The 22,905-nt window shown below is 71.6% G+C and carries 23 protein-coding genes and 1 pseudogene; 10 read left to right on the top strand and 14 right to left on the bottom strand.

Annotation, left to right across the window (positions count from 1 at the left end; translation table 11 throughout):
- The first annotated feature begins 392 nt into the window (after positions 1 to 392).
- A complete protein-coding gene (locus tag ABZ464_RS02355) occupies positions 393 to 1,931 on the top strand; it encodes an oligopeptide:H+ symporter (RefSeq protein ID WP_359269720.1) in 1,539 nt (512 codons plus the stop codon).
- Between the two features lie 136 nt (positions 1,932 to 2,067).
- Here ABZ464_RS02355 and ABZ464_RS02360 read toward each other — a convergent pair whose 3' ends face one another.
- From ABZ464_RS02360 to ABZ464_RS02385, 6 genes and pseudogenes are all read right to left on the bottom strand, one after another.
- Positions 2,068 to 3,318 (bottom strand): hypothetical protein, encoded by a 1,251-nt coding sequence (locus ABZ464_RS02360; protein WP_359270642.1) that lies wholly within the window; start codon positions 3,316 to 3,318, stop codon positions 2,068 to 2,070.
- 559 nt (positions 3,319 to 3,877) lie between these two features.
- Positions 3,878 to 4,744, bottom strand: a pseudogene (locus ABZ464_RS02365) (hypothetical protein); the annotation flags it as partial.
- Positions 4,741 to 5,067 (bottom strand): hypothetical protein, encoded by a 327-nt coding sequence (locus ABZ464_RS02370; protein WP_359269722.1) that lies wholly within the window; start codon positions 5,065 to 5,067, stop codon positions 4,741 to 4,743. The pseudogene ABZ464_RS02365 and the gene ABZ464_RS02370, both read right to left, overlap by 4 nt.
- Before the next feature lie 37 nt (positions 5,068 to 5,104).
- Positions 5,105 to 5,755, bottom strand: a complete 651-nt coding sequence (locus tag ABZ464_RS02375; RefSeq protein ID WP_359269724.1) for an LPXTG cell wall anchor domain-containing protein — start codon at positions 5,753 to 5,755, stop codon at positions 5,105 to 5,107.
- A gap of 236 nt (positions 5,756 to 5,991) precedes the next feature.
- A complete protein-coding gene (locus ABZ464_RS02380) occupies positions 5,992 to 6,486 on the bottom strand; it encodes an ATP-binding protein (protein WP_359269726.1) in 495 nt (164 codons plus the stop codon).
- Positions 6,487 to 6,777: 291 nt separating this feature from the next.
- A complete protein-coding gene (locus ABZ464_RS02385) occupies positions 6,778 to 7,155 on the bottom strand; it encodes an STAS domain-containing protein (RefSeq protein ID WP_359269728.1) in 378 nt (125 codons plus the stop codon).
- 295 nt (positions 7,156 to 7,450) lie between these two features.
- On the opposite strand from ABZ464_RS02385, the gene ABZ464_RS02390 reads away from it, so the two are divergent.
- Positions 7,451 to 8,341: an RNA polymerase sigma factor SigF gene (locus tag ABZ464_RS02390; protein ID WP_359269731.1), complete on the top strand. Its 891-nt coding sequence runs from the start codon at positions 7,451 to 7,453 to the stop codon at positions 8,339 to 8,341.
- Positions 8,342 to 8,402: 61 nt separating this feature from the next.
- Here the strand turns inward: ABZ464_RS02390 and ABZ464_RS02395 are convergent, their stop codons facing one another.
- The gene (locus ABZ464_RS02395; protein ID WP_359269734.1) at positions 8,403 to 8,630 is read right to left on the bottom strand and encodes a hypothetical protein; all 228 of its coding nucleotides are present in this window, start codon (positions 8,628 to 8,630) and stop codon (positions 8,403 to 8,405) included.
- A 117-nt stretch (positions 8,631 to 8,747) separates the two neighbouring features.
- Here ABZ464_RS02395 and ABZ464_RS02400 point away from each other — a divergent pair, with 117 nt between their 5' ends.
- Both ABZ464_RS02400 and ABZ464_RS02405 read left to right on the top strand, forming a co-directional pair.
- Positions 8,748 to 10,298, top strand: a complete 1,551-nt coding sequence (locus ABZ464_RS02400; protein ID WP_359269737.1) for a hypothetical protein — start codon at positions 8,748 to 8,750, stop codon at positions 10,296 to 10,298.
- A gap of 234 nt (positions 10,299 to 10,532) precedes the next feature.
- Positions 10,533 to 11,993, top strand: coding sequence for an RICIN domain-containing protein (locus ABZ464_RS02405; RefSeq protein WP_359270645.1), 1,461 nt, complete (start codon positions 10,533 to 10,535; stop codon positions 11,991 to 11,993).
- A gap of 18 nt (positions 11,994 to 12,011) precedes the next feature.
- Here ABZ464_RS02405 and ABZ464_RS02410 read toward each other — a convergent pair whose 3' ends face one another.
- Both ABZ464_RS02410 and ABZ464_RS02415 read right to left on the bottom strand, forming a co-directional pair.
- Positions 12,012 to 12,263, bottom strand: a complete 252-nt coding sequence (locus tag ABZ464_RS02410; RefSeq protein WP_359269740.1) for a hypothetical protein — start codon at positions 12,261 to 12,263, stop codon at positions 12,012 to 12,014.
- Positions 12,264 to 12,344: 81 nt separating this feature from the next.
- Positions 12,345 to 12,770 carry an ATP-binding protein gene (locus tag ABZ464_RS02415; protein WP_359269743.1) on the bottom strand — a complete coding sequence of 142 codons (426 nt, stop codon included), beginning with the start codon at positions 12,768 to 12,770 and terminating at the stop codon, positions 12,345 to 12,347.
- A gap of 194 nt (positions 12,771 to 12,964) precedes the next feature.
- Between ABZ464_RS02415 and ABZ464_RS02420 the strand changes: the two genes are divergently transcribed.
- Positions 12,965 to 13,816 carry a helix-turn-helix transcriptional regulator gene (locus tag ABZ464_RS02420; RefSeq protein WP_359269747.1) on the top strand — a complete coding sequence of 284 codons (852 nt, stop codon included), beginning with the start codon at positions 12,965 to 12,967 and terminating at the stop codon, positions 13,814 to 13,816.
- Between the two features lie 8 nt (positions 13,817 to 13,824).
- Positions 13,825 to 14,019, top strand: coding sequence for a DUF397 domain-containing protein (locus tag ABZ464_RS02425; RefSeq protein WP_359269750.1), 195 nt, complete (start codon positions 13,825 to 13,827; stop codon positions 14,017 to 14,019).
- A gap of 22 nt (positions 14,020 to 14,041) precedes the next feature.
- On the opposite strand, the gene hutI is transcribed toward ABZ464_RS02425, so the two are convergent.
- From hutI to hutU, 4 genes are read right to left on the bottom strand one after another with little or no spacing between them, the layout of a single operon-like run.
- Positions 14,042 to 15,217 carry an imidazolonepropionase gene (gene hutI / locus ABZ464_RS02430; protein ID WP_359269752.1) on the bottom strand — a complete coding sequence of 392 codons (1,176 nt, stop codon included), beginning with the start codon at positions 15,215 to 15,217 and terminating at the stop codon, positions 14,042 to 14,044.
- A 56-nt stretch (positions 15,218 to 15,273) separates the two neighbouring features.
- The gene (locus ABZ464_RS02435; protein ID WP_359269756.1) at positions 15,274 to 16,623 is read right to left on the bottom strand and encodes a formimidoylglutamate deiminase; all 1,350 of its coding nucleotides are present in this window, start codon (positions 16,621 to 16,623) and stop codon (positions 15,274 to 15,276) included.
- Positions 16,620 to 17,837, bottom strand: a complete 1,218-nt coding sequence (locus ABZ464_RS02440; protein WP_359269759.1) for an allantoate amidohydrolase — start codon at positions 17,835 to 17,837, stop codon at positions 16,620 to 16,622. Before ABZ464_RS02440 ends, ABZ464_RS02435 begins: the two co-directional genes overlap by 4 nt.
- A complete protein-coding gene (gene hutU, locus ABZ464_RS02445; protein ID WP_359269762.1) occupies positions 17,834 to 19,498 on the bottom strand; it encodes a urocanate hydratase in 1,665 nt (554 codons plus the stop codon). Before hutU ends, ABZ464_RS02440 begins: the two co-directional genes overlap by 4 nt.
- A 394-nt stretch (positions 19,499 to 19,892) precedes the next feature.
- On the opposite strand from hutU, the gene ABZ464_RS02450 reads away from it, so the two are divergent.
- The 4 genes from ABZ464_RS02450 to ABZ464_RS02465 are packed head-to-tail and all read left to right on the top strand — an operon-like array spanning position 19,893 to position 22,228.
- Complete coding sequence (locus tag ABZ464_RS02450; protein WP_359269765.1) at positions 19,893 to 20,309, top strand: hypothetical protein; 417 nt, start codon at positions 19,893 to 19,895, stop codon at positions 20,307 to 20,309.
- A complete protein-coding gene (locus ABZ464_RS02455; RefSeq protein WP_359269767.1) occupies positions 20,306 to 21,265 on the top strand; it encodes a transcriptional regulator in 960 nt (319 codons plus the stop codon). The genes ABZ464_RS02450 and ABZ464_RS02455 overlap by 4 nt, the downstream gene beginning before the upstream one ends.
- A gap of 34 nt (positions 21,266 to 21,299) precedes the next feature.
- On the top strand, positions 21,300 to 21,878 hold the full coding sequence (locus ABZ464_RS02460; RefSeq protein WP_359269770.1) for a roadblock/LC7 domain-containing protein: 579 nt from the start codon (positions 21,300 to 21,302) through the stop codon (positions 21,876 to 21,878).
- Positions 21,854 to 22,228, top strand: a complete 375-nt coding sequence (locus ABZ464_RS02465; RefSeq protein ID WP_059203185.1) for a hypothetical protein — start codon at positions 21,854 to 21,856, stop codon at positions 22,226 to 22,228. Before ABZ464_RS02460 ends, ABZ464_RS02465 begins: the two co-directional genes overlap by 25 nt.
- Here ABZ464_RS02465 and ABZ464_RS02470 read toward each other — a convergent pair whose 3' ends face one another.
- A complete protein-coding gene (locus ABZ464_RS02470; protein WP_359269773.1) occupies positions 22,229 to 22,813 on the bottom strand; it encodes a hypothetical protein in 585 nt (194 codons plus the stop codon).
- Positions 22,814 to 22,905: the final 92 nt, after the last annotated feature.

Raw genomic sequence — 22,905 nt, forward strand, 5'->3', positions numbered from 1 at the left:
AAAGCCCGTCGCGGCTCCTTGATCACCTGTGATTCGTATCTCAAACCTATTCATTTCCGACACTCTCCTGACGTATGGTGAAACAACGCCTGTAGCACCGCGGGGACCTTTGGCGCACTTGACGCCGAAGGTCTCTTTTGCGTGCGGGCCGGTGCGGGACACGTCCCCGCCGGTCTCGACAAGGAATGACCTCTGGCCGGGCCCCTGCTCGCTCAACGCGCGTAGAGGCGTGGATCCCGGTGGTCGCCGTCCACCGCCCCGCGACCCGGGGCGGGCTCCCCGAGGGCGTGGGGTGGACGGACCGACCCGCCGGTGCCGGCCGTCCCCACCGGGCGCGTGACCGCTCAGGCAAGCCCGCTGAAGCAGCGCGTCCCGACCAGCAAGGAACGACCATGGCGTCCAGCCTGACGAAGGACTCGGTCCGTCCGGCCACCCCCGGCTCCGGGAAGACCTTCTTCGGCCACCCCCGCGGACTGGCCACTCTCTTCATGACCGAGATGTGGGAGCGTTTCTCCTACTACGGCATGAAGGCCCTGCTCACCGTCTACCTGCTCTCCGGCGGCCCCGGCGCCGGCAAGGGGAGCATGGGCGGCGGCCTGGCCATGGACGTGGCCACCACCACGGTGATCGTCTCCGTCTACTCGGCGATGGTGTACCTGCTCGCGATGCCCGGCGGCTGGCTCGGCGACCGCGTCTGGGGCCCCCGCAGGACGGTGACCATCGCGGCCGTCACGATCATGGCCGGCCATGTCACGCTGGCGCTGCCCGGCGGTCAGGCCCCGTTCTTCGCGGGCCTGGCACTCGTCGCGGCCGGCTCCGGTCTGCTCAAGGCCAACATCTCCACGATGGTGGGCCACCTGTACGACGGCCCGGACGACCCGCGCCGCGACGGCGGATTCACGATCTTCTACATGGGGATCAACGCCGGCGCCTTCTTCGCCCCGCTGGCGATCGGCACCGTAGGCCAGGAGGTCAGCTGGCACCTCGGCTTCGGCATGGCCGCGGTCGGCATGGCGATCGGCCTCGCCGCGTTCCTGATCGGCACCCGCAACCTGAGCCCGAGGAGCAGCGTCGTCCCCAAGCCGCTGGCGGCCGAGGAGCGCGCCGCCTGGCTGCGCAAGGGCCTGACCTGGGTGGCCGTCGCGGCCGTCTTCTACGGCGTCGTCGGCGTCACCGGCCACTTCACCCTGAACTGGGCGATGATCCCGCTCACGGTCATCGGTCTGGTCGTCCCGGCGGGCGTGCTGATGCGCATCAAGCGGGACAAGGAGCTCTCGACCGCCGAGCAGTCGCGGATGACCGGCTACATCTGGTTCTTCGTCGCGGCCGCCGTGTTCTGGATGATCTACGACCAGGGCGCCTCCACCGTCCAGGCGTTCGGCGAGGGCAAGGCCTCGGGCTCGCTGCTCGGCTTCGACTTCCCGTCCTCCTGGTACCAGTCGCTGAACCCGCTGTTCATCATGGCGCTGGCCCCGGTGTTCGCGTTCGTCTGGGTGTGGCTGAACCGCAAGGGCAAGGAGCCCAGCACCATCGTGAAGTTCGCGATGGGCCTGGTCCTGATCGGCGTCTCGTTCTTCTTCTTCCTCCTCCCCCTGGGCATGGCCGCGAACGGAACCGCCGTCAGCCCGATGTGGCTCGTGGGCATCTACTTCATCCAGACCGTCGGTGAGCTGTGCCTGTCGCCGGTCGGTCTGTCGGTGACCACCAAGATGGCCCCGGCCAAGTACGCCAGCCAGATGATGGGCGTGTGGTTCCTCGCGGTCACCGCGGGCGACTCCGTCACCAGCCTGCTGTCCAACCCGGCGATCGCCGGCGTCGACCTCGGCGGTACGCCCGCCGTGTTCGGGGAGGCGGCCCTCGCCGCCCTGGCCGGCTTCGCGGTCTGGATGTACCGCCGCAAGGTGAAGTCGCTGATGGGCGACGTCCACTGACGGACGCGCTCGAACGCGAGGGCGAAGGCCGCCGCACCCACTCGGTGCGGCGGCCTTCGTCGCTCTCGGCACGGGGACCGGCCCCTCAGGACTCTCATGCCAGAGTCGGTCTTGGAAGCAGACGCGCCACGCGGCCTCAGCGCGTCCGGCGCCCCGGCATGAAGGTGAAGACCGCCGCGCCCAGCAGGACCGCCGTGCCGGCCACCAGGCCCAGGGCCTTCAGGGAGGCGTGGTCCTCGGCGCCGGTTTCCGCCAGACCGCCGCTGGTCGACGTGCTCGACGAGGACGAGCCGCTGCCGCCGGAGGCTCCGCTCGCCTGTTCCTCGGTGTCCAGGGTGAGGGAGACGGCCGTACTGTCCGGCGTACAGGTGGTGGTCGTGCTCATGGCCTCGATGGTCAGGACGCCCGGGGAGAGCGTGGACTCGCCGGTCGCGCCCGGCTTGTAGGTGCCGACCAGGTCCGGGATCTCGATCGGGTCGCCCTGCGGGATCGCCGCCGCGTTCAGCGGACCCTCCACCGCCACCGAGCCCGAGTCCGAACCGCCCAGCACGACCTGCATGGTCGGCTTCACCTTGCCGGCCGGGATGTCGATCGGGCTGTCCATCACCGACTTCTTGAACTGCACGGTGAGGTCGTAACTCCCGCCGTCCTTCTTGGCGTTGATCTGGATCGGCGAGGTCGCCTTCTTCACGCCGAGCGGGGAGTCGCAGGTGTAGGGGATGTCCACGACCTTGCCGGTGAAGTCGGTCTGACCGTCGTCGCCGGTCGCGCTCGGGGACGTGCTCGGGGACGCGGACGTGCTGACGGACGTACTGGCGGACGGGGACGCGGACTGGCTCGCGCTCGCGCTCCCCGACGGATCGGGTGACGCGCTCGAACTGCCCTCTCCCGCCGTCACCGTGATCGTCGCGGCCGGCTGCACGGTCTGCGACGGCGTGCAGGTGGTGTTCGTCCCCAGCGCGTTGACGACGTACGCGTTCGGCGTCAGCGTCACCTGGCCCGCCGCCGTCAGTTTCAGCGTGCCCTTCATGTCGGACAGCACCATGGCGCCGCCCTTGGGGATCGCCGGGTTCTCGCGCGGCCCGGTCATCGCGATGTCCGCGCCCTGCGCGCCGGCCGCCTTCAGGGTGCCGGACGGCTGGACCGAGTTCGCGGGCAGGTCGATGATGTCGGGGTTCTTCGACGCGGCCTGGGTGAACTTCCAGACGATGTCGACGGTGTCGCCCACCTTCGCCGTGGCCGGTGCGGTGATGTCGACCTTGGTGGTGCCGTCGATCTCGGGCAGGCCCACGCCCGAGGGCGGCACGCAGTGGGTGGCGTAGGAGACCTCGGCGGCCTGGGCCTGCCCCGCGGTCACACCGAGCAGCGCGGCGGCCCCGGCCAGCAGCACGGCGGCGCCCGCCGCGGCCGCGCTCCTGCGCCCGGCCCCGCGCGGGGGTGGTACGGCTCTCTCACTCACTTGGTTCCCTTCCTGCCGGGAGTCGAGGACTCGTCGGATGGTCGTCATGCGGTGCGGAGAGCCGGTCCGCCGCGGGCGGAACGGGGTCCGGGAGGGCCGGAGCGGTGTCCCCGTTGACCGGAGTCGAGTCCGGGACGGCCGGAGCGGAGTCCGGCGTGCTTCGAGCGGTGTCCGGGACGACCGGAGCGGGGCGAGCGGTGTCCGGGGCGGGGCGAGCGGGGTCCGGAGCGCCCGGAGCAGCGTCGGCGGTGACCGGAGCGGAAGCCGGGACGGCCGGAGCAGCGTCGGCGGTGACCGGAGCGGAAGCCGGGACGGCCGGAACCGGGGCCGGGGCGGGGCGAGCGGTGTCCGGGACGGCCGGAGCGGTGTCCGGGGTGAACCACGGCAGGATCGCGGAGGTGCTGGCGGGGACCGGTGAGGGGTCCTGGTGGCCGTACCCGTCCGGTGCGGGTTTCCGTTGACGAGGGGTTCGGCGTCCGTGGCGGGTCCGTGGCCGTACCCGGTCCACCACCGCCATCCCGATCCGGAACACCGCGGCCGGCACCACCAGGCACAGCAGGATCCAGAACAGGGTCACGCCCCACGGGCGCCCCACGCCCCACGGCTGCTCCGCTAGGGCCTTGCCGCCGTACTTCAGGGAGACGGTGTAGTCGCCGTGGGCCCCGGCGGAGAGTTCGACGGGCAGCTTCACGCGCGCCTTCCCGCCGGGCGGGATCGTGCCGCGCCACTGCTGCTCGTCCCACTGCGGGGCGAACACCCCGTGCGCGGTCCCGACCCGGAACACCGGGTCCTTCACGGTCGTGGTGCCGAGGTTGCCGACGGTGAGGACCAGCGTGCGGGCGGGCGGCGCGCCGAACCAGGTGAGCAGCCCGCCGGAGCCGTCCAGCCGGGGGGTGGTGAGCACGGCGAGCCGTCCGGCGGCCGAGGACTCGGCGGGCAGCGGTTCGACGGGGTGCCCGGCCACCTGGAAGACCACGTCGACCTGCGCCTTCGCGCCGGTCGCGGTGGCCACGTGCACCACACAGGGGCATGGATCGGGCGGCGCGGCCACTGGGAGCGCGCGGGTGAAACGGCCCTCGCCGTCGGTGGTGACGGCCCTGCCGTCGGCGTTGGCGCAGGAGTTGGTGCCACCGGTCAGCCCCCGGGCCGGGCTGGCCCGACCGCAGATCAGCAGCATCAGCAGGGTGCGCGGACGCCAGCCGCTGCCGCTGACGGTGACCGCGGCACCGGTCGCGGCCCGGGCGCTGGAGAGGGTGACGGCGGGTTTCCCGGCAGCCGACGCCGGGACCGCGCCCGCGAGCGGGAGCAGGAGAAGGACCAGGCACAGCGCCGCGGTCCGGAGTCTGCCGTTCACGTCGTACCCGCTCCCCTCGCACCGGCCGCGCGCCTACGACGTCGTACGACCGCCGGGGCCCCCGCCGCACCCCACGGCACGAACCGCGCCTGCGTACGGCGGGTGGCGCGGGCCGCACCGGGGACGATGACCGTCATGCGTACGGTGAGCGGCCGACCACCCGGGGCGGTGACGGCGACCGCGTCCTGGAGCACCGCGCCGGGCGCGGCCGACCGGCCGCCGGCAGTGGCGGCGGGAGCGGCGGCAGGAGCGACGGCGGGAGCGGCGGCCACAGACGGCGGCAGGGTCGGCAGCACGGTTCTGGCGGCACGGGCGTACGGCATCGGCGGCTCCGGTGACGAGGGGTGGGCGTGGCGGCGGTCAGCTGGGCTGCTGTCGGCGCCGGGTCAGCCACAGGACGCCGGCCGCGCCCGCGAGCAGCACGGTTCCGCCGAACGTGCCGAGGGCGATCGCCGAGTCCTCGGGCCCGGTCTGCGGAAGCTCGTCCCCACTGCCGCCGCCCGACGCCGTCACGTCGAGGGTGAGGGAGGGGCCGGGGCTGTTGGTGGGCGTGCAGGTGGTGGTCGTACCGAGCGCCTTGATGGTGAGGACCGCGGCCGTGAAGGTGACCTTGCCGGTCTTCTCCGGGGTGTACGTGCCGCTCAGATCGTTGATCTTGATGGGGGTGTTCTCGGGGATCGCGGCCTGGTTGGCGGCGCCGGTGACGGTCATCGTGCCGCTGTCCGCTCCGCCCAGCTTGATGGTGGCGCTGGGTTCCATCGAGCCCGCGCCGAGCTCCACCGGGCTGGAGGAGACGCCCTTCTGCCAGGACATGGTGATCTTGTAGCCGCTGCCGCTCTTGACGCCCTTGATGTCGATCGGCGAGACCGCGCTCTTGTCGCCGATGGGCGTCTTGCAGGAGTAGTTGACGTCGACGACCTCGGCCATGGCCACGGGGGCGGACGCCCAGACCGCCGCCCCGGCCAGGGCCGCGGCAGTCGCGAGCGCGGCGCTTCGCTTCCGGTTCGACACGGTCCCCTCATTCCTGCCAGTCGCCTGCCGGCCATTTCCTGACGAGCCATCAGATCGAGCCGTCAAGGTACGCCGGGCAGGTTGAGGAGGGAAGAGAAGGGGAGGGCCGGAGTTGTGGGGATCCGGGGGTGGGCGTGAGGGGTTCGGGGGTGGGCGTGCGGGGTTCGGGGGGCAGGACCACCCACCCCGCAAAGGCCCTGCGCACGGGCCGGCCGTCCGTGGCGTCGGCGTCGACGTCAGGACGGGGCGCCCAGTTCCGCCCAGACCGTCTTGCCGGCCAGGCCCGGCGTGCGGACGACGCCCCAGTCCAGGCAGAGCCGCTGGACGATGAACATGCCGTGCCCGCCGGGGCGTCCCGAGCGGTGCGGGGTGCGCGGGGCCGGCTGACCCGCGCCCCGGTCGGAGACCTCGACGCGGATCACCTTCTTGTCGCAGCCCAGGACCATCCGCTCCGGCCCCTCGGCGTGCAGACAGGCGTTGGTGACCAGCTCGGAGACGACGAGCAGCACGTCCTCGGCGGCGGCCCGCTGGTCGGCGGTGGCCGCGGGCAGCCAGCCCCACGCGTACAGCGCCTGCCGGGCGAAGTCGCGGGCCGCCGGGACGACCCCGCTGACGCCGTCGAAGCTCAGCCCGCGGACCTGGCGCCCCGCCGAGCCTCCGGAAGCGCCGCCGGCCTCCGGCTCCTGCTCCGGACCGCGGTCGCCCGGCGAGTAGGGCCGGGTGGTGCTCATCAGCGCTTCACCTCACCGATTCACCGGTTCACAATGCAACATTCAACATTCACTTCAGCACAGAGTGCCGTACGGAGTTCAGTACGTGGCGCGTCGGCGTTTCCGTCGACCGTGCCGCCGACATGTTCAGGTCCAGGATGTCTCCTGCCCGGCGGAACCGGGGGAACACCCCCCGTTCGCCTCGCACCGGGCGCGGCGGCGATCTCCGGCCGCCCGGGGCCGCGCCGGCCGTGTCCGGCCGCAACGGGAGCGTCGTACCGGGCCCCGATCGGAGCGCCGCACCCGGCCGTCTCAGCCGTCCTCGTCGGCGAGTGCCGCCGCGAGGCTGTCGTGCACGGTGAAGACCGCGTCCGCTCCGGTGATCTCGAAGACCCGGGCCACCACGGGCTGCATCCCCGCCAGATGGACCCCGCCCCCGGCCGCCTCCGCCTTCAGTCGGGCGCCGAGCAGGACGTTCAGCCCGGTGGAGTCGCAGAACTCCAGCCGTGAGCAGTCCACGACCAGCCTGCTGAACCCCCTGGAGAGGCAGTCCTCGAGTGGTTCACGCAACAGATCGGCGGTGTGGTGGTCCAACTCACCCGCCGGAGTCACGACGGCACTGGAGCCCTCTTCCCGCACCTCGACCAGAAGCCGGCCCGACTGTGCGCTGCCGACCGTCCCGCGGTCCATGCGTCTCTCTCCCGGGTTCGCTCACTGCTTGGTGATGGCCTGCGATCGCCTGCCGACAGCCTGCTGGATTCCCCGTCGGCCGCCCTCGCACACTACGCCTTCGTCACGTGCTCCAACACCCAAACAATCACACACAAACGGACATAAGCCACCAATTCGCACTTGCGGATGGCTCAGTGCAGCCGGTAGGGCTAGTAAGGAACACGCAACCGACACGGCCGGCTTTGGAGGCGCCGCACACCGTAGTGCGCTCACTGGCTTCGGCAGCCTTATGCCGAGAACGATGGAGGACATCATGTCACCCCGGCTCGACGCATCGCGTACCCCGACTGCGACGTCGACACCCCCACCGGTTCAGGACCATCTGGATCCCATCGCGGAACTCCCCGGGATTCCCCCGTACGAGGAGTTCGGACAGATCGGCGCCGTCGACGCGCGGGCGTTGTCCAGGACGCTGTTCGAGCGGCTGGAGTCACTCGAGGAGGGCACGCACGCGTATGCGTACGTCCGCAACACCCTCGTCGAACTGAACCTCGCGCTCGTGAAGTTCGCCGCTTCCCGCTTCCGCTCGCGCAGCGAACCGATGGAGGACATCGTCCAGGTCGGCACGATCGGCCTGATCAAGGCGATCGACCGGTTCGAGCTGTCCCGGGGCGTCGAGTTCCCCACCTTCGCGATGCCGACCATCGTCGGTGAGATCAAACGGTTCTTCCGTGACACGTCGTGGTCCGTGCGCGTCCCGCGCCGGCTCCAGGAACTGCGGCTCGACCTGGCCAAGGCGGGCGACGAACTCGCCCAGAAGCTGGACCGGGCGCCGACGGTGGCGGAGTTGGCGGAGCGCCTGGACCTCACCAACGACGAGGTGGTGGAGGGCATGGCGGCCGCCAACGCCTACACCGCCTCCTCCCTGGACGCCCAGCCGGACGAGGACGACGCGGAGGGCGCCCTCGCCGACCGCATCGGTTACGAGGACCACGGTCTCGAAGGCATCGAGTACGTCGAGTCGTTGAAACCCCTGATCGCCGAACTCCCGCCGCGCGAACGCCAGATCCTCTCCCTCCGCTTCGTGGCGGGCATGACCCAGTCGGAGATCGGCGAGGAACTGGGCATCTCACAGATGCATGTGTCACGGCTGCTGTCGCGGACGCTGGTGCGGCTGCGGGAGGGGCTGACGGTCGAGGAGTAGGCCATCTGAAGGAGTGACCCCGTGAGGCTGAGGCAGGACCGGGGCCGCTCCTCCTGCGAGGTCACCTGTTCCTGCTGGACACCAGCGCCGTCCGCGTCCAGGCGATCAGCTGCTGCACGATCGCCCGGGCGCGGACGCTTGCGTGGGGAAAGAACGGCAGCAGGACCAGAGACGGCACGGACGCCAGCGTGACGATCAGCAGGGGTACGAGCGCAAAGAGCACGATCAGGGCGCGCTGTGCCCAGCGAGCGCCGGCGACCATGGCGGACCACGACGGCGACGATGACATGGCGGAGTTTCCCTTCAGAACGGGACGGGGATCTGCCGTTCACCGTCGGTGGTGTCCGCCGTGTTGCGACAGCGGCACCGGTTGCCGACCGCACGTCAACCGACCTAGGGAGTCCAGGTGACCGAAACGGCGCCCGTACCTCGGAGTTCGTCCGAAGTGGAGCGTGGCGGAATCCCGGAGGTTGCCGCCCTGGGCAACGCGTTGACCGCCCTGTTCAACACGCTGGAACTCTCGCAGAACGCGTACGCCGTCCGCATCTCCATGGACAAGTCGGCCGTCTCCCGCTACCTCCGGGGCCGCCGGATCGCGCCGCAGGACTTCGTCGACCGGCTGCTCCGGGAGGTGGAGACACGACGGAGAACGCCGGTGACGGACCAGGTCAGGTCCCGCCTCGTGGAGCTGCGGCTGAGCGCTCTGAAGGTCGTCGACCCGGACGCCCATGAACTGGAGTCGCTGCGAGCGGAGAGGGAGCGGTCGCAGCGGAAGGTGGAGGTATTGGCCCGCCACCAGGAGGCGTTACACGATCTGCTGGACAAGAAGGAGGCCCAGGTTCGCTCGCTGCGAGGGGAGTTGGAACAGCTCCGGCAGGACTGGGTGGCGGATCGGATGCAGGGCGGCGCAGAGGAGGGTGGGCGGGAGCGGCTGGAGCAGCAGATCGCCGAGTTGAAGGCCGAACTCGACCGGCTCGCCGACCTGCGAGGAAATGCGGAGCGGCGGTGTGAGGAACTGGAGGCACGAGTTCTGGACCTCGAGGAGGAGCTGGCACAACGGGATGGTGAGGGGGTGGGGGTTCGGCTACCCGTCGCGGTGCTGACGGAACAGCTCGAACTGGAGGCCGCGGACTACCGGAGCGTGGGGCGTGAGCTGACGGAAGCGGCGCTGGAAAGGCCGGTCGACGAACTGAAGCAACTCGTACGATGGCTCAGTGGTCGGGATCTGCTGCACCTGCGCCGAAGGCTCCTGGAACAAGTCGTGCGGACACGGGGCATCGACGAGGTCACCGCGTTCGCCGCAGGACTCCAGCCCCAGGAAGGCTTGGATCATCTGGTCGCGGAGGTGTGTGACAGTCTCGTCCCACAGGACATCGCGTACTTCTACTCGACGAGCGACGGGGCTCCCGCCGAAAACATCATCCGGCATTTGATCATTTCGGCTGACCCGGTCCACACCGCGTTGATCCTGTCCCAGCTTGACCCTCCCGACTCTCGTCTTGAAGCGCACTTCCGCGAGTGTGTCCGGAACGGCCTTCCCAGCAGCATGCTCAAGATCGTGGGTGAGTTGTGGGCGTTCAAGCTCCGCAGGACTTCGGCGTTGTTGTGCTCGGTGATCGCGAAGCAGATTGCCTGGGGAATGCAACCCATCCCCACGTTGGCGGTCTCGGACACCGTGCGGCACGGTCATCTCGTCGACGCGCTGTTGGCCACGTTGCCGCCCGAGTCGGTGGTGCTCGTCCTGTCCGGCGCTTACTACGATCCTTCCGGCAGAGCACCCTACGACAGCGCCCTGAAACGCCTCGCGCAGGCGGGGAAGCTGGCTGAGATAACGGCCCTGGCCGGAAACAGGGCCAGACCGATCGGGAGTTCGGAGCCCCTTCAGCTGAACGTACGGCGATGGGTGGGCGCGTTCCACGAAGCCGCGAAGACGTGGGCCTCGGCGAACCTCTCGTAGTCCCATCCCGTTACCTCCGGAAACCTCCCCACGGCACCCCTCTCGCCACTAAGGTCACCCCCACCCCAGACTGACCGGTACGTCAGCAACGGCGAGGAGGCGGGGACCGTGGTCCGTGCGGATGGTGAGAGCGGCGAGGATCCCACCGCTCCAGGTGACTCCCGGGCTTCCGGCGACTCCCATGCCTCCGGCAATGCCGATGCTTCCGGTGATTCGGGGGATTCCGACGCCCGTCTGACCGACCTGCTGCGCGGTGCGCCCGCCCGTGCCTACCCGGCGCTGCGCGCCCTGCGCGCCCGCCACGAACCCTCCGTCCTGGCCTACGCCCGCCTCTGCACCACCAGCGAACCGGCCACGCGCCGGCTGGCGGCGGAGGCGTTCACCCTCACGGCCCGCGCCACCGCGCGCGGCAGCGAGCCGGGCGGCGCCTGGCGGCACCTGCTCCTGCTGCAGGTGGGGCGGGTGGCGGCGGACTGGGCAGCGGACGACCGGGCGAGCGGCCTGGACGCGGGCCTGTTCCTGGTCCTCAACACGACTCCGGCCCCCGACGGCCCGGTCCCGCCCCTGCTGGCCGCCTTCCACTCCCTCCCGCCCCGCGCGCAGGGCCTGATCTGGTACGCGGTGGTGGAGCGCGAGACACCGGCGCGCATCGCCGTACTCCTCGGCCTGACGCCCCAGGACGTGATCTACGGAACAGCCCCCGCCCTGCACTCCCTGGCCGGGGCGGCTCTCCGCCTGCGCCTCGCCGCTTCCGACGACCCGCGCTGCGGGGACTTCCGGCGGCTGATCGAGGAGGCCGTACGCCCGGAGGGCGCCCGTCGCAGCCCCGACCTGGAGGCCCACCGGGCGCACTGCCCGCACTGCGCGACGGCGTACGAGGAGCAGCGCGCACTCCGGGACGCGCCGCGCACGGCGCTGGCGGAGGGGTTGTTGCCGTGGGGCGGGACGGCGTACGTGAGGGAGGAGCGGGAGCCGGCGGGGGTGGCAGCGGCGACGGCAGGGAAGCCGATACGGCGGTTTCCGCGCCCTCTGATCCTGGCGTCGGTGGTGGCAGGGGTGGCCCTGGTACCCCTCTGGCTGGTCCTGATGCCCTCGGACGACCCGGGAGTCCCGACGGTCGCGGCGGCGGCAGCCCCGTCGACGGCCCCTCAGGTGACGGTGACAGCGACGGTGTCGGTGCCGGCACCCACCCCCACACCGAGCACCGAGTCCCCGACGCCGAGCGCGACTCCGTCCCCTTCGCGCACCAGCCCGTCGCCGAAGCCGACCCCGTCCCCCTCTCCGACGCGGGCGCCGGGTGGGACGTACGCCCAGGTCGTGAATGTCGCCACGGGCCGCTGCCTGGAGGTGGCGGGCGACTTCGGCAACGGGACGGATGTGGTGACCGTGCCCTGTACGTCCTCGCCGAGCCAGCGTTGGCGGGTGGACGCGGACCGAGGAGTGCTCCAGTCGGCCGCCGACACCGACTTCTGCCTGGACAGCCGGGGGTCCGTGGACAAGGGGGTCGGCGTCTGGCAGTGCGCCTCGGTGGAGGGCGACAACGGCGACAACCTCCGCTTCACCGTGGACACCGACGGGACGATCCGCCCGCGGATCGCGATCCTGACGGGGCTGACGGCGGACGCGGGCGGCGGGGTGTCGCTGGAGCCGCTGGACGGGGGTGGGGATCAGCGGTGGCGGGCGGGGGCGCGGTGACCCGCCCGCCGTGGTGTGTCAGGAATCTTCGCGGAAGAGGTCGTACGCGTCGGTGACTTGGTACGACCGGTCGAGCCACGTCCCCAGCTCATCGAGGTCGCCGGAAGCGAGGACCCGCTCACGAACCTCGTCGGTAACATCGATCTCACGCCAGCCGAGCATCCGCACAATGGTCTCGGCCCGCTCCTGGGCCCGGCCCTCCTCCCGCCCTTCCGCGCGGCCTTCCTCCCGGCCTTCCTCGGCGAACGGGTGCCGCCAGAAGTACTGCATCGCCGTCATCATGTCCCTCCACATCTGCCGGGCCCGGGGGTCTGCCAGGCACGAATCGACGAACTGCGCGAGCACCGCGAGCTACGCCGCGGGAAGTTCGCACCACACCAGCTTGCCGCGCAGTCCGAGCCGGGAGAGCGGCTGCCATCCCCACAGGTCGGAGCAGGACCGTACGAGGGCGAAACCGCGCCCGCTCTCGGCGTCGGCGAGCTCGGTGAAGTCACCCGGGGGCTCGGGAGGTGCGGGGTCGGCGTCCCAGGCACCGATCTGCAGCACACCGTCGCGGTGACGGATCCGCAGGCAGGCAGGCCCCTTGGTGTGCAGGACGGCGTTGGAAACCAGCTCGGAGGCGAGAAGCTCGGCGGTCTCGGTGAGGTGGGCGAGATCGTGGAGGGTGAGGATCAGGCGGAGCGTGTGACGGGAGACCGTGACCGATCTGGGGTCGGTGGGGATGTAAAGGGAGCACTCCCAGGAGTCGGGAGTGGGGGCGGGGGCGATTTCGGGCATGGGGCAGCTCCGATCGGGTGAAGGGGTTCGAGGGGCGGTGGCAGTGCCGCAGCCGTCATGACAGGACGGAGCGGTGCGCTTCCGTTACGTAATGCTTGCGTCACCGACGGTAGGGCAGCAAATTATTCCTGCGCAATCTGCTGCCGTAATCTGGCACCCGAAAGAGGCACGACAACAAGGACGTTGGGGAGCGCATGGCACCGAGGATCCACCCCACCGCGCGGCAGATGCGCTTGGGAGCGGAGCTACGCAAACTGCGCGAGGCGGCAGGACTGAAGGCCCGCGAGGTGGCAGCGTTCCTGAACTCGACCTCGGTCCAGATGAGTCAGATCGAGGCGGGAATCGCAGCCGTCAGCGCGGAGCGCATCCGTCGCCTTGCGGCCCACTACGCCTGCGCAGACGAGCCGTTGATCAATGCACTGGCAGCCATGTCAGGGGATCGCACACGCGGCTGGTGGAACGACTATCGGGGAGTCCTGCCTCAGGTGAACCTGGACGTGGCGGAGGCGGAGCACCACGCAGCGTTCCTGCACGAGGTCGTCATCACGCACGTTCCCGGGTTACTCCAGACATCTGACTACGCGCGAACGATCTTCCGCTACATGCGCCCGGAGTTGCCTGAGAGCGAGGTGGAGTCCCGGGTGGAACACCGAATGCGGCGACGCGTCGTCATCGAAGGCGCCAACCCAAAGCCGTACGAAACGATCGTTCACGAGTTCGCGCTCAAGGTCCGAGTGGCCGACCGCCAGACCTCACTGACTCAACTCCGATGGATCCTGGAGCAGATCGAGCAGGGGCATACGACCCTTCGCGTCATCCCCATTGATCAGGACGGGTTCGCCGGCGCCGGGGCCTCGATGATGTACATGGGCGGCCCGTTGCCCCTGCTGGACACCTGCTTGAGGGATACCCCCACGGGCACCGCGTTCATCGACACCGAACCCCAACTGGCCCAGCTTCGAACACTCTTCCATAAGGTGAAGAAGGCAACGCTGGACCCTCTGGCGTCACGGGATTTCATCCACAGTCTGACAAAGGAGTTGTGAGGCATCCCATGGACCACACAATGCGCTGGCAGAAGTCGTCTTTCTCCGACGGCGGAGAAGGCAACACCTGTGTCGAACTCGCCGCCTACCCGCCCCCCACCACCCTCCACCTCCGCGAATCCGACACCCCCGCAACCGTCCTCACCACCACCCGCACCCCTCTCGCCCACCTGCTGCGCGCCATACGGACCGATTCGCTCTGAGGGCCCGCCATGAAGGCCCCCCTCAGACCACCCGCACCCCCCTCTTCCACACCCCCGACACCAGCGGCACCCCCGGCCGGTAGGCCAGGTGGACGTGGCTCGGGGCGTCGAGGAGCGTCAGGTCGGCGTGGGCGCCCGGGGTGAGGCGGCCCACGTCCGTGCGGCGGAGGGCCGCCGCTCCGCCCGCCGTCGACGACCAGACCGCCTCGTCCGGGGTCATGCCCATGTCCCGGACGGCCAGGGCGATGCAGAAGGGGACGGAGGAGGTGAAGGAGGAGCCCGGGTTGCAGTCCGTCGACAGGGCCACCGTGACGCCCGCGTCCAGGAGGCGGCGGGCGTTCGGCCACTCGGCGCGGGTGGAGAACTCGGCGCCCGGGAGGAGCGTGGCGACGGTGTTTCCGCCGGCGAGGGCGTCCACGTCCGCGTCCGTGAGGTGGGTGCAGTGGTCGGCGCTCGCCGCGTCGAGTTCGACGGCGAGCTGGACGCCGGGGCCGTGGGAGAGCTGGTTGGCGTGGATGCGGGGGTGCAGCCCCTTCGCCTTGCCGGCGGTGAGGATCGCGCGGGCCTGGTCGCCGTCGAAGGCGCCCTTCTCGCAGAAGACGTCGATCCAGCGGGCGTACGGGGCGCAGGCGTCCAGCATCTCGCCGGTGACCAGGGCGACGTACGCGGCCGGGTCCTCGGCGTGGTCCGGGGAGACGATGTGGGCGCCGAGGTAGGTGACCTCGTCGGTGTGCTGTGCGGCGATGCGCAGGGCGCGGGCCTCGTCGGCGACCGTCAGTCCGTAGCCCGACTTGGTCTCGAACGTGGTCGTGCCCTGGTGGAGGGCCTCGGAGAGGTAACGGGTGAGGTTCGCCTCGAGTTCCTCGTCGCTCGCGGCCCGGGTCGCGGCGACCGTCGTACGGATGCCGCCCGCCGTGTAGCCGCGGCCGGACATGCGGGCGTTGAACTCCTCCGTGCGGTCGCCCGCGAAGACCAGGTGGGAGTGGGAGTCGACGAAGCCGGGGAGGGCCGCCCGGCCGTCGGCGTCGACCCGATTGTCAGTGGCGGGTGCTTTGCTTGAGTCACCGGTCCACACGACGCGGTCGCCCTCGATGACGACGGCCGCGTCCCGGACCAGACCGAGGGGAGAGCCGTCACCCAGGGAGGGGTCGTTGGTGACCAGCGTGGCGATGTTGGTGATGACGGTGCTGCTGCTCATCGTCGTGTCCTCGGGGCTGACGGGGGCGGGTGCGGGGGCAGGGGCGGGCCTGGGGGTCACGCGCGCAGGGCTTCGACGGCCCGCGCCAGCGCCTGCGGCACATCCGGTACGAGTGTGTGGGCCCCGTCGCGTACGACGTGCCGGCCCGCGACGACCGTGTGCCGTACGTCCGCCGCGGTCGCCGCGAATACGGCGGTCTCGGCGCCGAGCCGGGGCAGCGGGCCCGCTGTCCTGACGGAGTCGAGGGCGATCGTCGTGAAGTCGGCGGGGGCGCCGGCCTCCAGGGTGCCCGCGTCCGGGCGGCCGAGGGCCGCGTGGCCGTCGGCGGAGGCTGCGCGCAGCAGGGCGGCCGCCGTCCAGTGACCGCGGGTGCGGCTGCGCAGGCGTTCGTTCAGCTCCATCGCGCGGGCCTCCTCCAGGAGGTCGATGACGGCGTGGCTGTCGGAGCCGAGGGAGAGCGGTGAGCCCTCGTTCTGGAGGGCGACGGCCGGGCCGATGCCGTCCGCGAGGTCCCGCTCGGTGGTCGGGCACATACAGGTGCCGGTGCCGCTGCCGCCGAGGAGGGAGATGTCCTCGGCGGTGAGGTGGGTGTTGTGGACGCCGGTGGTGCGGGGGCCCAGGACCCCGTGCAGGGCTAGGAGCTGGGTCGGGGTGCAGCCGTGGACCTCGTGGCAGGCCTCGTTCTCGGCGGTCTGCTCGGAGAGGTGGACGTGCAGCGGCGCGCCGCGCTCCCCGGCCCAGGCCGCCACGGTCGCCAGCTGCTCGGCGGGCACGGCCCGTACGGAGTGGATCGCGGCCCCGATCCGTGCGTGATCCCGTTCCTTGAGAAGTGAACAGCGTTCGGCCCAGGCGTCCGCGCTCCCGTCGGAGAAGCGGAGCTGGTGGGTGTTGGGGGGCTGTCCGAAGCCGGAGGAAAGGTAGGCGGTGTCGAGGAGGGTGATACGGATACCGGCGTCGGCGGCGGCCTCGATCAGGGCCTCGCCCATCGCGTTGGGGTCGGCGTAGGGGGTGCCGCCGGGGGCGTGGTGCAGATAGTGGAACTCGCCCACGGCCGTGATCCCGGCCAGCGCCATCTCGGCGTACACCGCGCGGGCCAGGGCGTGGTAGGTGTCGGGGGTCAGCCGGTCCGCGACGGAGTACATGGTCTCGCGCCAGGTCCAGAAGGTGCCGGAGCCGACCTGGACGGTGCCGCGCAGGGCGCGGTGGAAGGCGTGCGAGTGGGCGTTCGCCAGGCCGGGGAGGGTGAGGCCGCGCAGGATCTCGGCGCCCGGGGGCGGGGAGTCGACGCCCGTGCGGACGGCGGCGATCCGGCCGTCCGTGACATCGAGGGCGACGCCCGGCTCCACCTGCGGGTCGAGCCAGGCGTGCTCCAGCCAGTAGGTCCGTGTCCGCTGCGTGGAGGTCACCTGCAGGCCAGTCCTTCCAGTACGTCGGCGAGGGCGTGCACCCCGGCCACGCAGTCGTCCTCGGCGGCGAACTCGGCCGGGGAGTGCGAGACACCCGTGGGGTTGCGCACGAACAGCATGGCGGTCGGGACGCGTCCGGAGAGGATCCCGGCGTCGTGTCCGGCGCCCGTGCCGAGGACGGGGACCTTGAGGTCGGTGTCCCGGCCCAGGATGCGTGAGAGTTCGTCGCGCAGGGCGTGGTCGAACTCGACGACGGGGGTGAAGGACTCGCGGACCACGTCGAGGTCGACGCCGTGGGCGGCGGCGTACACGCGGGCGGCCTTCTCCACCCCGCTCACCACGGTGTCGAGGGTGGCCTGGTCCTCGGCGCGGGAGTCGAGCCAGCCGCGCACCAGGGAGGGGACGGCGTTGACGCCGTTCGGCTCGACGGAGATCTTGCCGAAGGTGGCGACGGCACCGGCGAGTTCGGCCTCGCGGCGGGCGGCGAGGACCGTCTCGGCGTAGGACAGCATGGGGTCGCGGCGGTCGACGAGACGGGTGGTGCCGGCGTGGTTGGCCTCGCCGCGGAAGTCGAACCGCCAGCGGCCGTGCGGCCAGATGGCGCTGGCGATGCCGACCCGGTCGCCGGACAGGTCCAGCGCGCGGCCCTGCTCGACGTGGAGTTCGACGAACGCGCCGATGCGGGCCAGCCGCTCCGGGTCGGGGCCGATGGCCTCGGGGTCGTGGCCGGCGGCCTCCATGGCCTGCGGGAGGGTGATCCCGTCGCCGTCGGTGAGGCGGTGCGCCTGCTCCACGGTGAGCGCTCCGGCGGTGAGGCGGGAGCCGACGCAGGCGAGACCGAAGCGGGCGCCCTCCTCGTCGCCGAAGTTGACGACGGCGAGCGGCTTGGCGAAGTCGGCGTCCCTGGCGCGCAGTTCGTCGAGCGCGGCGAAGGACGACACCACTCCGAGCGGCCCGTCGAAGGCGCCGCCGTCCGGCACGGAGTCGAGGTGCGAGCCGGTGACGACGGCGTCCCCGGCGGCCGGGTCGCCGAGCCATGCCCACTGGTTGCCGTTGCGGTCCACCTCGTAGGCCAGACCGCGCGCGGCGGCCTGCTCCTGAAACCAGGCCCGGCAGTCGGCGTCGGCGGCGGTCCAGGCGAAACGGCGGTAGCCGCGGGAGGCGGAGTCACGGCCGACGGGCAGCAACTCCGCCCACATGCTGTGGAACGTCACGCGTCGTCACCCTCGCGCATCGGCACCCGCACGCCGCGTTCGTCGGCGGCGGTCTCGGCGATGTCATAGCCGGCGTCGACGTGGCGGATGACGCCCATGCCGGGGTCGTTGGTCAGGACGCGGCGGATCTTCTCGCCGCCGAGCTTGGTGCCGTCGGCGACGGTGACCTGGCCGGCGTGGATGGAGCGGCCCATGCCGACGCCGCCGCCGTGGTGGAGGGAGACCCAGGAGGCGCCGGAGGCCACGTTGACCATGGCGTTGAGCAGCGGCCAGTCGGCGATCGCGTCGGAGCCGTCGAGCATGGCCTCGGTCTCCCGGTAGGGGGAGGCGACGGAGCCGCTGTCGAGGTGGTCGCGGCCGATGGCCAGCGGGGCGGCCAGCTCGCCGCTCGCGACCATGTCGTTGAAGCGCTCGCCGGCCTTGTCGCGCTCGCCGTAGCCGAGCCAGCAGATCCGGGCGGGCAGGCCCTGGAAGTGGACCCGCTCCCCCGCCATCTTGATCCAGCGGGCCAGGGACTCGTTCTCGGGGAAGAGGTCGAGGATCGCCTTGTCGGTCTTGGCGATGTCGGCGGGGTCGCCGGACAGGGCCGCCCAGCGGAAGGGGCCCTTGCCCTCGCAGAACAGGGGGCGGATGTAGGCGGGGACGAAGCCGGGGAAGGCGAACGCCCGGTCGTAGCCGGCGAGCTGGGCCTCGCCGCGGATCGAGTTGCCGTAGTCGAACACCTCGGCGCCGGCGTCCATGAAGCCGACCATGGCCTCGACATGGCGGGCCATCGACTCACGGGCGCGGGTGGTGAAGCCCGCCGGGTCCTTGGCGGCGGCGTCCGCCATGTCCTCGAAGGCCACCCCGACCGGCAGGTACGCCAGCGGGTCGTGGGCCGAGGTCTGGTCGGTGACGATGTCGATGGGGGCGCCCATCGCGAGGAGCTGCGGGACCAGCTCGGCGGCGTTGCCGAGGACGCCGATGGACAGCGGGCGGCGGGCGTCACGGGCCTCGACAGCCAGCTGGAGGGCGTGGTCGAGGGAGTCGGCCCTGACGTCCAGGTAGCGGTGCTCGATGCGGCGGTCGATGGCGCGCGGGTCGCAGTCGATGCAGAGCGCGACACCGTCGTTCATGGTGACGGCGAGGGGCTGGGCGCCGCCCATGCCGCCGAGGCCGGCGGTGAGGGTGATGGTTCCGGCGAGGGTGCCGCCGAACTTCTTCGCGGCGACGGCGGAGAAGGTCTCGTAGGTGCCCTGGAGGATGCCCTGGGTGCCGATGTAGATCCAGGAACCGGCGGTCATCTGGCCGTACATGGTCAGGCCGAGGGCCTCCAGGCGGCGGAACTCCTCCCAGTTGGCCCAGTCGCCGACGAGGTTGGAGTTGGCGATGAGGACTCGCGGGGCCCACTCGTGGGTCTGCATGACGCCGACGGGGCGGCCGGACTGGACGAGCATCGTCTCGTCCTGCTTCAGCCCCTTCAGGGTGCGCACCATGGCGTCGAAGGAGCGCCAGTCGCGGGCCGCCTTGCCGGTGCCGCCGTAGACGACGAGCTTGTCGGGGTGTTCGGCGACCTCGGGGTCGAGGTTGTTCTGCAGCATCCGCAGTGCGGCTTCCTGCTGCCATCCCAGGGCGCTGAGTTCCGTACCGCGCGACGCTCGTACGGGGCGGGGTCCTGACATGGTCTGCCTCCTTGCGGACGGTTCGTCCCGACGGACTGTTGCTCTCTCTATTCACATCCTGGACCTCTGAATAGAACTAGTCAATACATCCGCACGACGACTGCACCCGCCAGGGGAGGGGTGAAGCGAAGGAGAGGAGGCACGTGAGGCGAAGGACGGGCGCACGGCGTCGCGCTCACCACCCCGACAGGCACGCACGCCGTTGACGCAAACCGTGGTCAGGGTGTTGATAGGGACGCATGGGACGTCCCGCTCCCAAACGGGGCCAGCCGACCCACGTTAGCCAGTCGGCCGCATGTTCCGCTGGAAAATGCCAGATCCCTCACCCGTAGCGCATACGTTGCGTAGCGTCTCCCTCACTCATCCGAACCGCGGGCGGGAGGGGAGCCGAACGGTGCCCGGAATCGACGAGTGCCTACTGGAGGCCATGCGGCTGCCCGGGGCCCGGGGAGCAGCGCTGGTCGACTGGACCAGTGGGCTGGCGCTGGGCGCCGTCGGGGAGTTCCCGGGCGGCGACCACGAGGCGGCCGCGGCCGAGGCCGCCGAGGTCGCGCGGCTCACGGCCGAGCAGCGGACGTTCACCCCCGAGGGCTACGACGCCGCTCGCGAGGGCGACGCGGAGGGGGCGGCCGAGCCCCCGGTGGAGGACCTGATCATCAGCAACCGGGACAGTTACCACCTGCTGCGGTTCGTACCGACGTCCTTCGACAGCAGTGTCTTCCTGCATGTGTGGCTGGGCCGGTCGGACGGCAATCTCGCGCTGGCCCGGATCCGGCTGGGCGAGATGGCCGGACGGCTGGTGCTGGGATGACGCTCGTGGGGACGACACCGCAGAACACGACCCCGCCGCCCCGGCTGCCCGTGCGGGAGAGATCGACGGCCCGGGACGCGGGAGGCGGGCTGTCGCCGATGCTGACCCGGCTCGCCGCCGACCGGGCCACCGGCGTCCTGGAGCGCGAGCGCGGCTCGCTCTACCTCGCCGAGGGCCGTGTGGTGCACGCCGAGAGCCCCCTCGCCCCGGGCCTCGACGTGCTCCTCCTGACCCACGGCACCCTCGACGACGCCTCCTGGCGGCAGGCGCTGGAGCGGGCCGACGCGGAGCACGGCGCGCTGCGGCTGCTCCTGGACGCCGACCGGATCCCGCGCGGCGCGCTGGAGCTGTGCCATCTGGCGGCGCTGTACGACGCGGCGTACTTCGTGCTCGCCCCCAGCAGCACCCCGGGCCGGTTCCGCTACGGCGCGGGGCATCCCCTCGGCGGGCTGCGGCCGGTGCCGGTGGGTTCGCTGGAGCGCGAGACGCTGCGCCGCCGTGAGCTGCTGGACCGGTTGTGGCCGGACCCGCTGCCCGACGGGGCGCCGCTGGTGCGGGCCGAGGCGTTCGCCGCACCGGCGCCGACCGCGCGGCAGCGCGCCGTACTGGCGCTGGTGGACGGGGTGCGCACGGCGTCGGACATCGCCCGGGAGCTGGGCCGGCAGGCGTTCCACACCCTGGTGGACGTCCGTCGGCTGGCCGCGGCGGGCCTGCTGACCGCACTGTTCCCGCCGCCGCCACCGCCGCCACCGCCGTCCGTCCCGACCGGAGCGCAGGGAGCGGCCGGGGCGCCGGGAGAGCCGTGGGCGGCGGGCGCCCCCGCCGGGACGGACGCGTCCGGTACCGCCGGGGCGCCGCCCACCGCCAACCCCCCGCCCGCCGCCTCCCTGCCCCGTGTCAACGACCCCGACATCACCTTGCTGAAGAGGCTCAGAGATGCGCTGGAGGCCCTTTGAGCGGCAGCGACCGCGCGACGGGAGGAGCGAGCTGATGGCCGCCGGGCCCGAGATCCTCGACGAGCTCCGCCGACTGCGGGCCCGGCTGCCGCAGCTGACCGGCGCGCTGGCGGCCGGGGTGGACGGCCTCGTCCTCGCCCACGACACGCCCGGCGTGGAGCCGGAGGGGGTGGCCGCGCTGACCGCCGCCGCCCTCGGGGTCGCCGTACGGCTGACGGACAGCACCGGCCAGGGCGATCTGCGCGAGCTGCTGGTGCGCGGGCGGTACGGCTATGTCGCGACGTACGCGGCGGGCGGCCACGCCGTGCTGACGGTGCTCGCGCAGGACCGCGTCAACGTCGGGCGGCTGCACCTGGAGGGCCGCCGGGCCGGGGCCCGGATCGGGGAGCTCGTCGACGCGTACGAGGCGAAGGCGCGCGAGGCGCGGGCCCGCGAGCCGAAGGCGCTGCCCGCGAAGCCGCCGGCTCAGCCGCCCGTGCGGACGCCGGCCAGGCCCACCGCCGCCCCCCTATGGACCAGATCGGCGCGCGACACCACCACGGACGCGCGCACCACCACGGAAAGTCGAGAGGAACCGAGGAACACGTCATGGCCAACACCGAAACCGCACTGAAAGAGGCGCTCGCCACCATCGAGGGCGCGTCGGCCGCCGCGCTCGTCGACTACACCAGCGGTATGGCGCTGGGCACGCTGGGCGGCAGCAAGACCTTCGACCTCAACGTGGCCGCCGCCGGCAACACCGACGTGGTGCGCGCCAAGATGCGCACCATGGAGCACCTCGGGTTGAAGGCCCAGATCGAGGACATCCTGATCACGCTGTCCGACCAGTACCACCTGATCCGTCTGATCAGCGGGCGCGGCGGCAACGGGCTCTTCCTGTACCTCGTCCTGGACGCCAAGCGGGCCAACCTCGCGATGGCCCGCCACCAGCTGCGGAAGATCGAGGAGGACCTGGAGGTCTGACTACGCGTACGTCTCTGCGTGGCGGCGGGCCCCGCCCGGGGCCGCGTCGCCCGCTCCGATGCCGGTGCTGCGGTACGCCTTGACGGTCTTTCCGGCCGGACGGCCGCCGTACCGGCCGAGCCAGTCGACGCGCACCCACAGCAGCGCGTCCCCGGCCCGCTCGCGCCGCCCGAGCCAGGCGGCCTTCAGCCGGAGCCCGGTGCCGCAGCCGGCGAGCAGCATGCCGACGGCGGCGGGCACGGCGAAGGAACCGCCCAGCCCGGCCGCGAAGGCGAGCAGCAGCCACCAGCGGTGGCCGCGTCGCCAGGTGCGGACGGTGACCGCCCGGTCCTGGAGCACATCGTGCTTGCCGGCCCGGGCGGCACCGCCCGCGAGCTTGATGTAGCGCTTGCGGCCGTACAGCGCCACCACGGCCGCCGCCATGAGGAACAGGGCGGCCCCGGCCATGACCCCGATCCGGCGGCCGGTGAGTCCGGGCGGCAGCACGCCGACCCCCGCCGTGAACACTCCGCACCACCACAGCGGTGCGGCCCCGGCCCGTACGACGACGGCCACCCGGGCCAGCCCCTGACCTCCGCGTGCCACGTCCGCCTCCTCGTCACTCCGGCACAGTTGTCGTTGGCCGTTCAGAGTAGGGAGCGAACGTGAGACGAGTCTGAGAGCGGCGTCCCCCGAAG

The sequence above is a fragment of the Streptomyces sp. NPDC005820 genome, from assembly GCF_040630255.1.
Lineage (GTDB): Bacteria > Actinomycetota > Actinomycetes > Streptomycetales > Streptomycetaceae > Streptomyces.

Bases quoted from the DNA above. Each gene is read 5' to 3' on its own strand.
- ABZ464_RS02390 (WP_359269731.1), top strand. From the start codon at position 7,451: ATGTCACCCCGGCTCGACGCATCGCGTACCCCGACTGCGACGTCGACA.
- ABZ464_RS02380 (WP_359269726.1), bottom strand. From the start codon at position 6,486: ATGAGCACCACCCGGCCCTACTCGCCGGGCGACCGCGGTCCGGAGCAG.
- ABZ464_RS02455 (WP_359269767.1), top strand. From the start codon at position 20,306: ATGACGCTCGTGGGGACGACACCGCAGAACACGACCCCGCCGCCCCGG.
- ABZ464_RS02385 (WP_359269728.1), bottom strand. From the start codon at position 7,155: ATGGACCGCGGGACGGTCGGCAGCGCACAGTCGGGCCGGCTTCTGGTC.
- ABZ464_RS02415 (WP_359269743.1), bottom strand. From the start codon at position 12,770: ATGCCCGAAATCGCCCCCGCCCCCACTCCCGACTCCTGGGAGTGCTCC.
- ABZ464_RS02460 (WP_359269770.1), top strand. From the start codon at position 21,300: ATGGCCGCCGGGCCCGAGATCCTCGACGAGCTCCGCCGACTGCGGGCC.
- ABZ464_RS02420 (WP_359269747.1), top strand. From the start codon at position 12,965: ATGGCACCGAGGATCCACCCCACCGCGCGGCAGATGCGCTTGGGAGCG.
- ABZ464_RS02410 (WP_359269740.1), bottom strand. From the start codon at position 12,263: ATGCAGTACTTCTGGCGGCACCCGTTCGCCGAGGAAGGCCGGGAGGAA.
- hutU (WP_359269762.1), bottom strand. From the start codon at position 19,498: ATGTCAGGACCCCGCCCCGTACGAGCGTCGCGCGGTACGGAACTCAGC.
- ABZ464_RS02355 (WP_359269720.1), top strand. From the start codon at position 393: ATGGCGTCCAGCCTGACGAAGGACTCGGTCCGTCCGGCCACCCCCGGC.
- hutI (WP_359269752.1), bottom strand. From the start codon at position 15,217: ATGAGCAGCAGCACCGTCATCACCAACATCGCCACGCTGGTCACCAAC.
- ABZ464_RS02465 (WP_059203185.1), top strand. From the start codon at position 21,854: ATGGCCAACACCGAAACCGCACTGAAAGAGGCGCTCGCCACCATCGAG.
- ABZ464_RS02370 (WP_359269722.1), bottom strand. From the start codon at position 5,067: ATGCCGTACGCCCGTGCCGCCAGAACCGTGCTGCCGACCCTGCCGCCG.
- ABZ464_RS02425 (WP_359269750.1), top strand. From the start codon at position 13,825: ATGGACCACACAATGCGCTGGCAGAAGTCGTCTTTCTCCGACGGCGGA.
- ABZ464_RS02395 (WP_359269734.1), bottom strand. From the start codon at position 8,630: ATGTCATCGTCGCCGTCGTGGTCCGCCATGGTCGCCGGCGCTCGCTGG.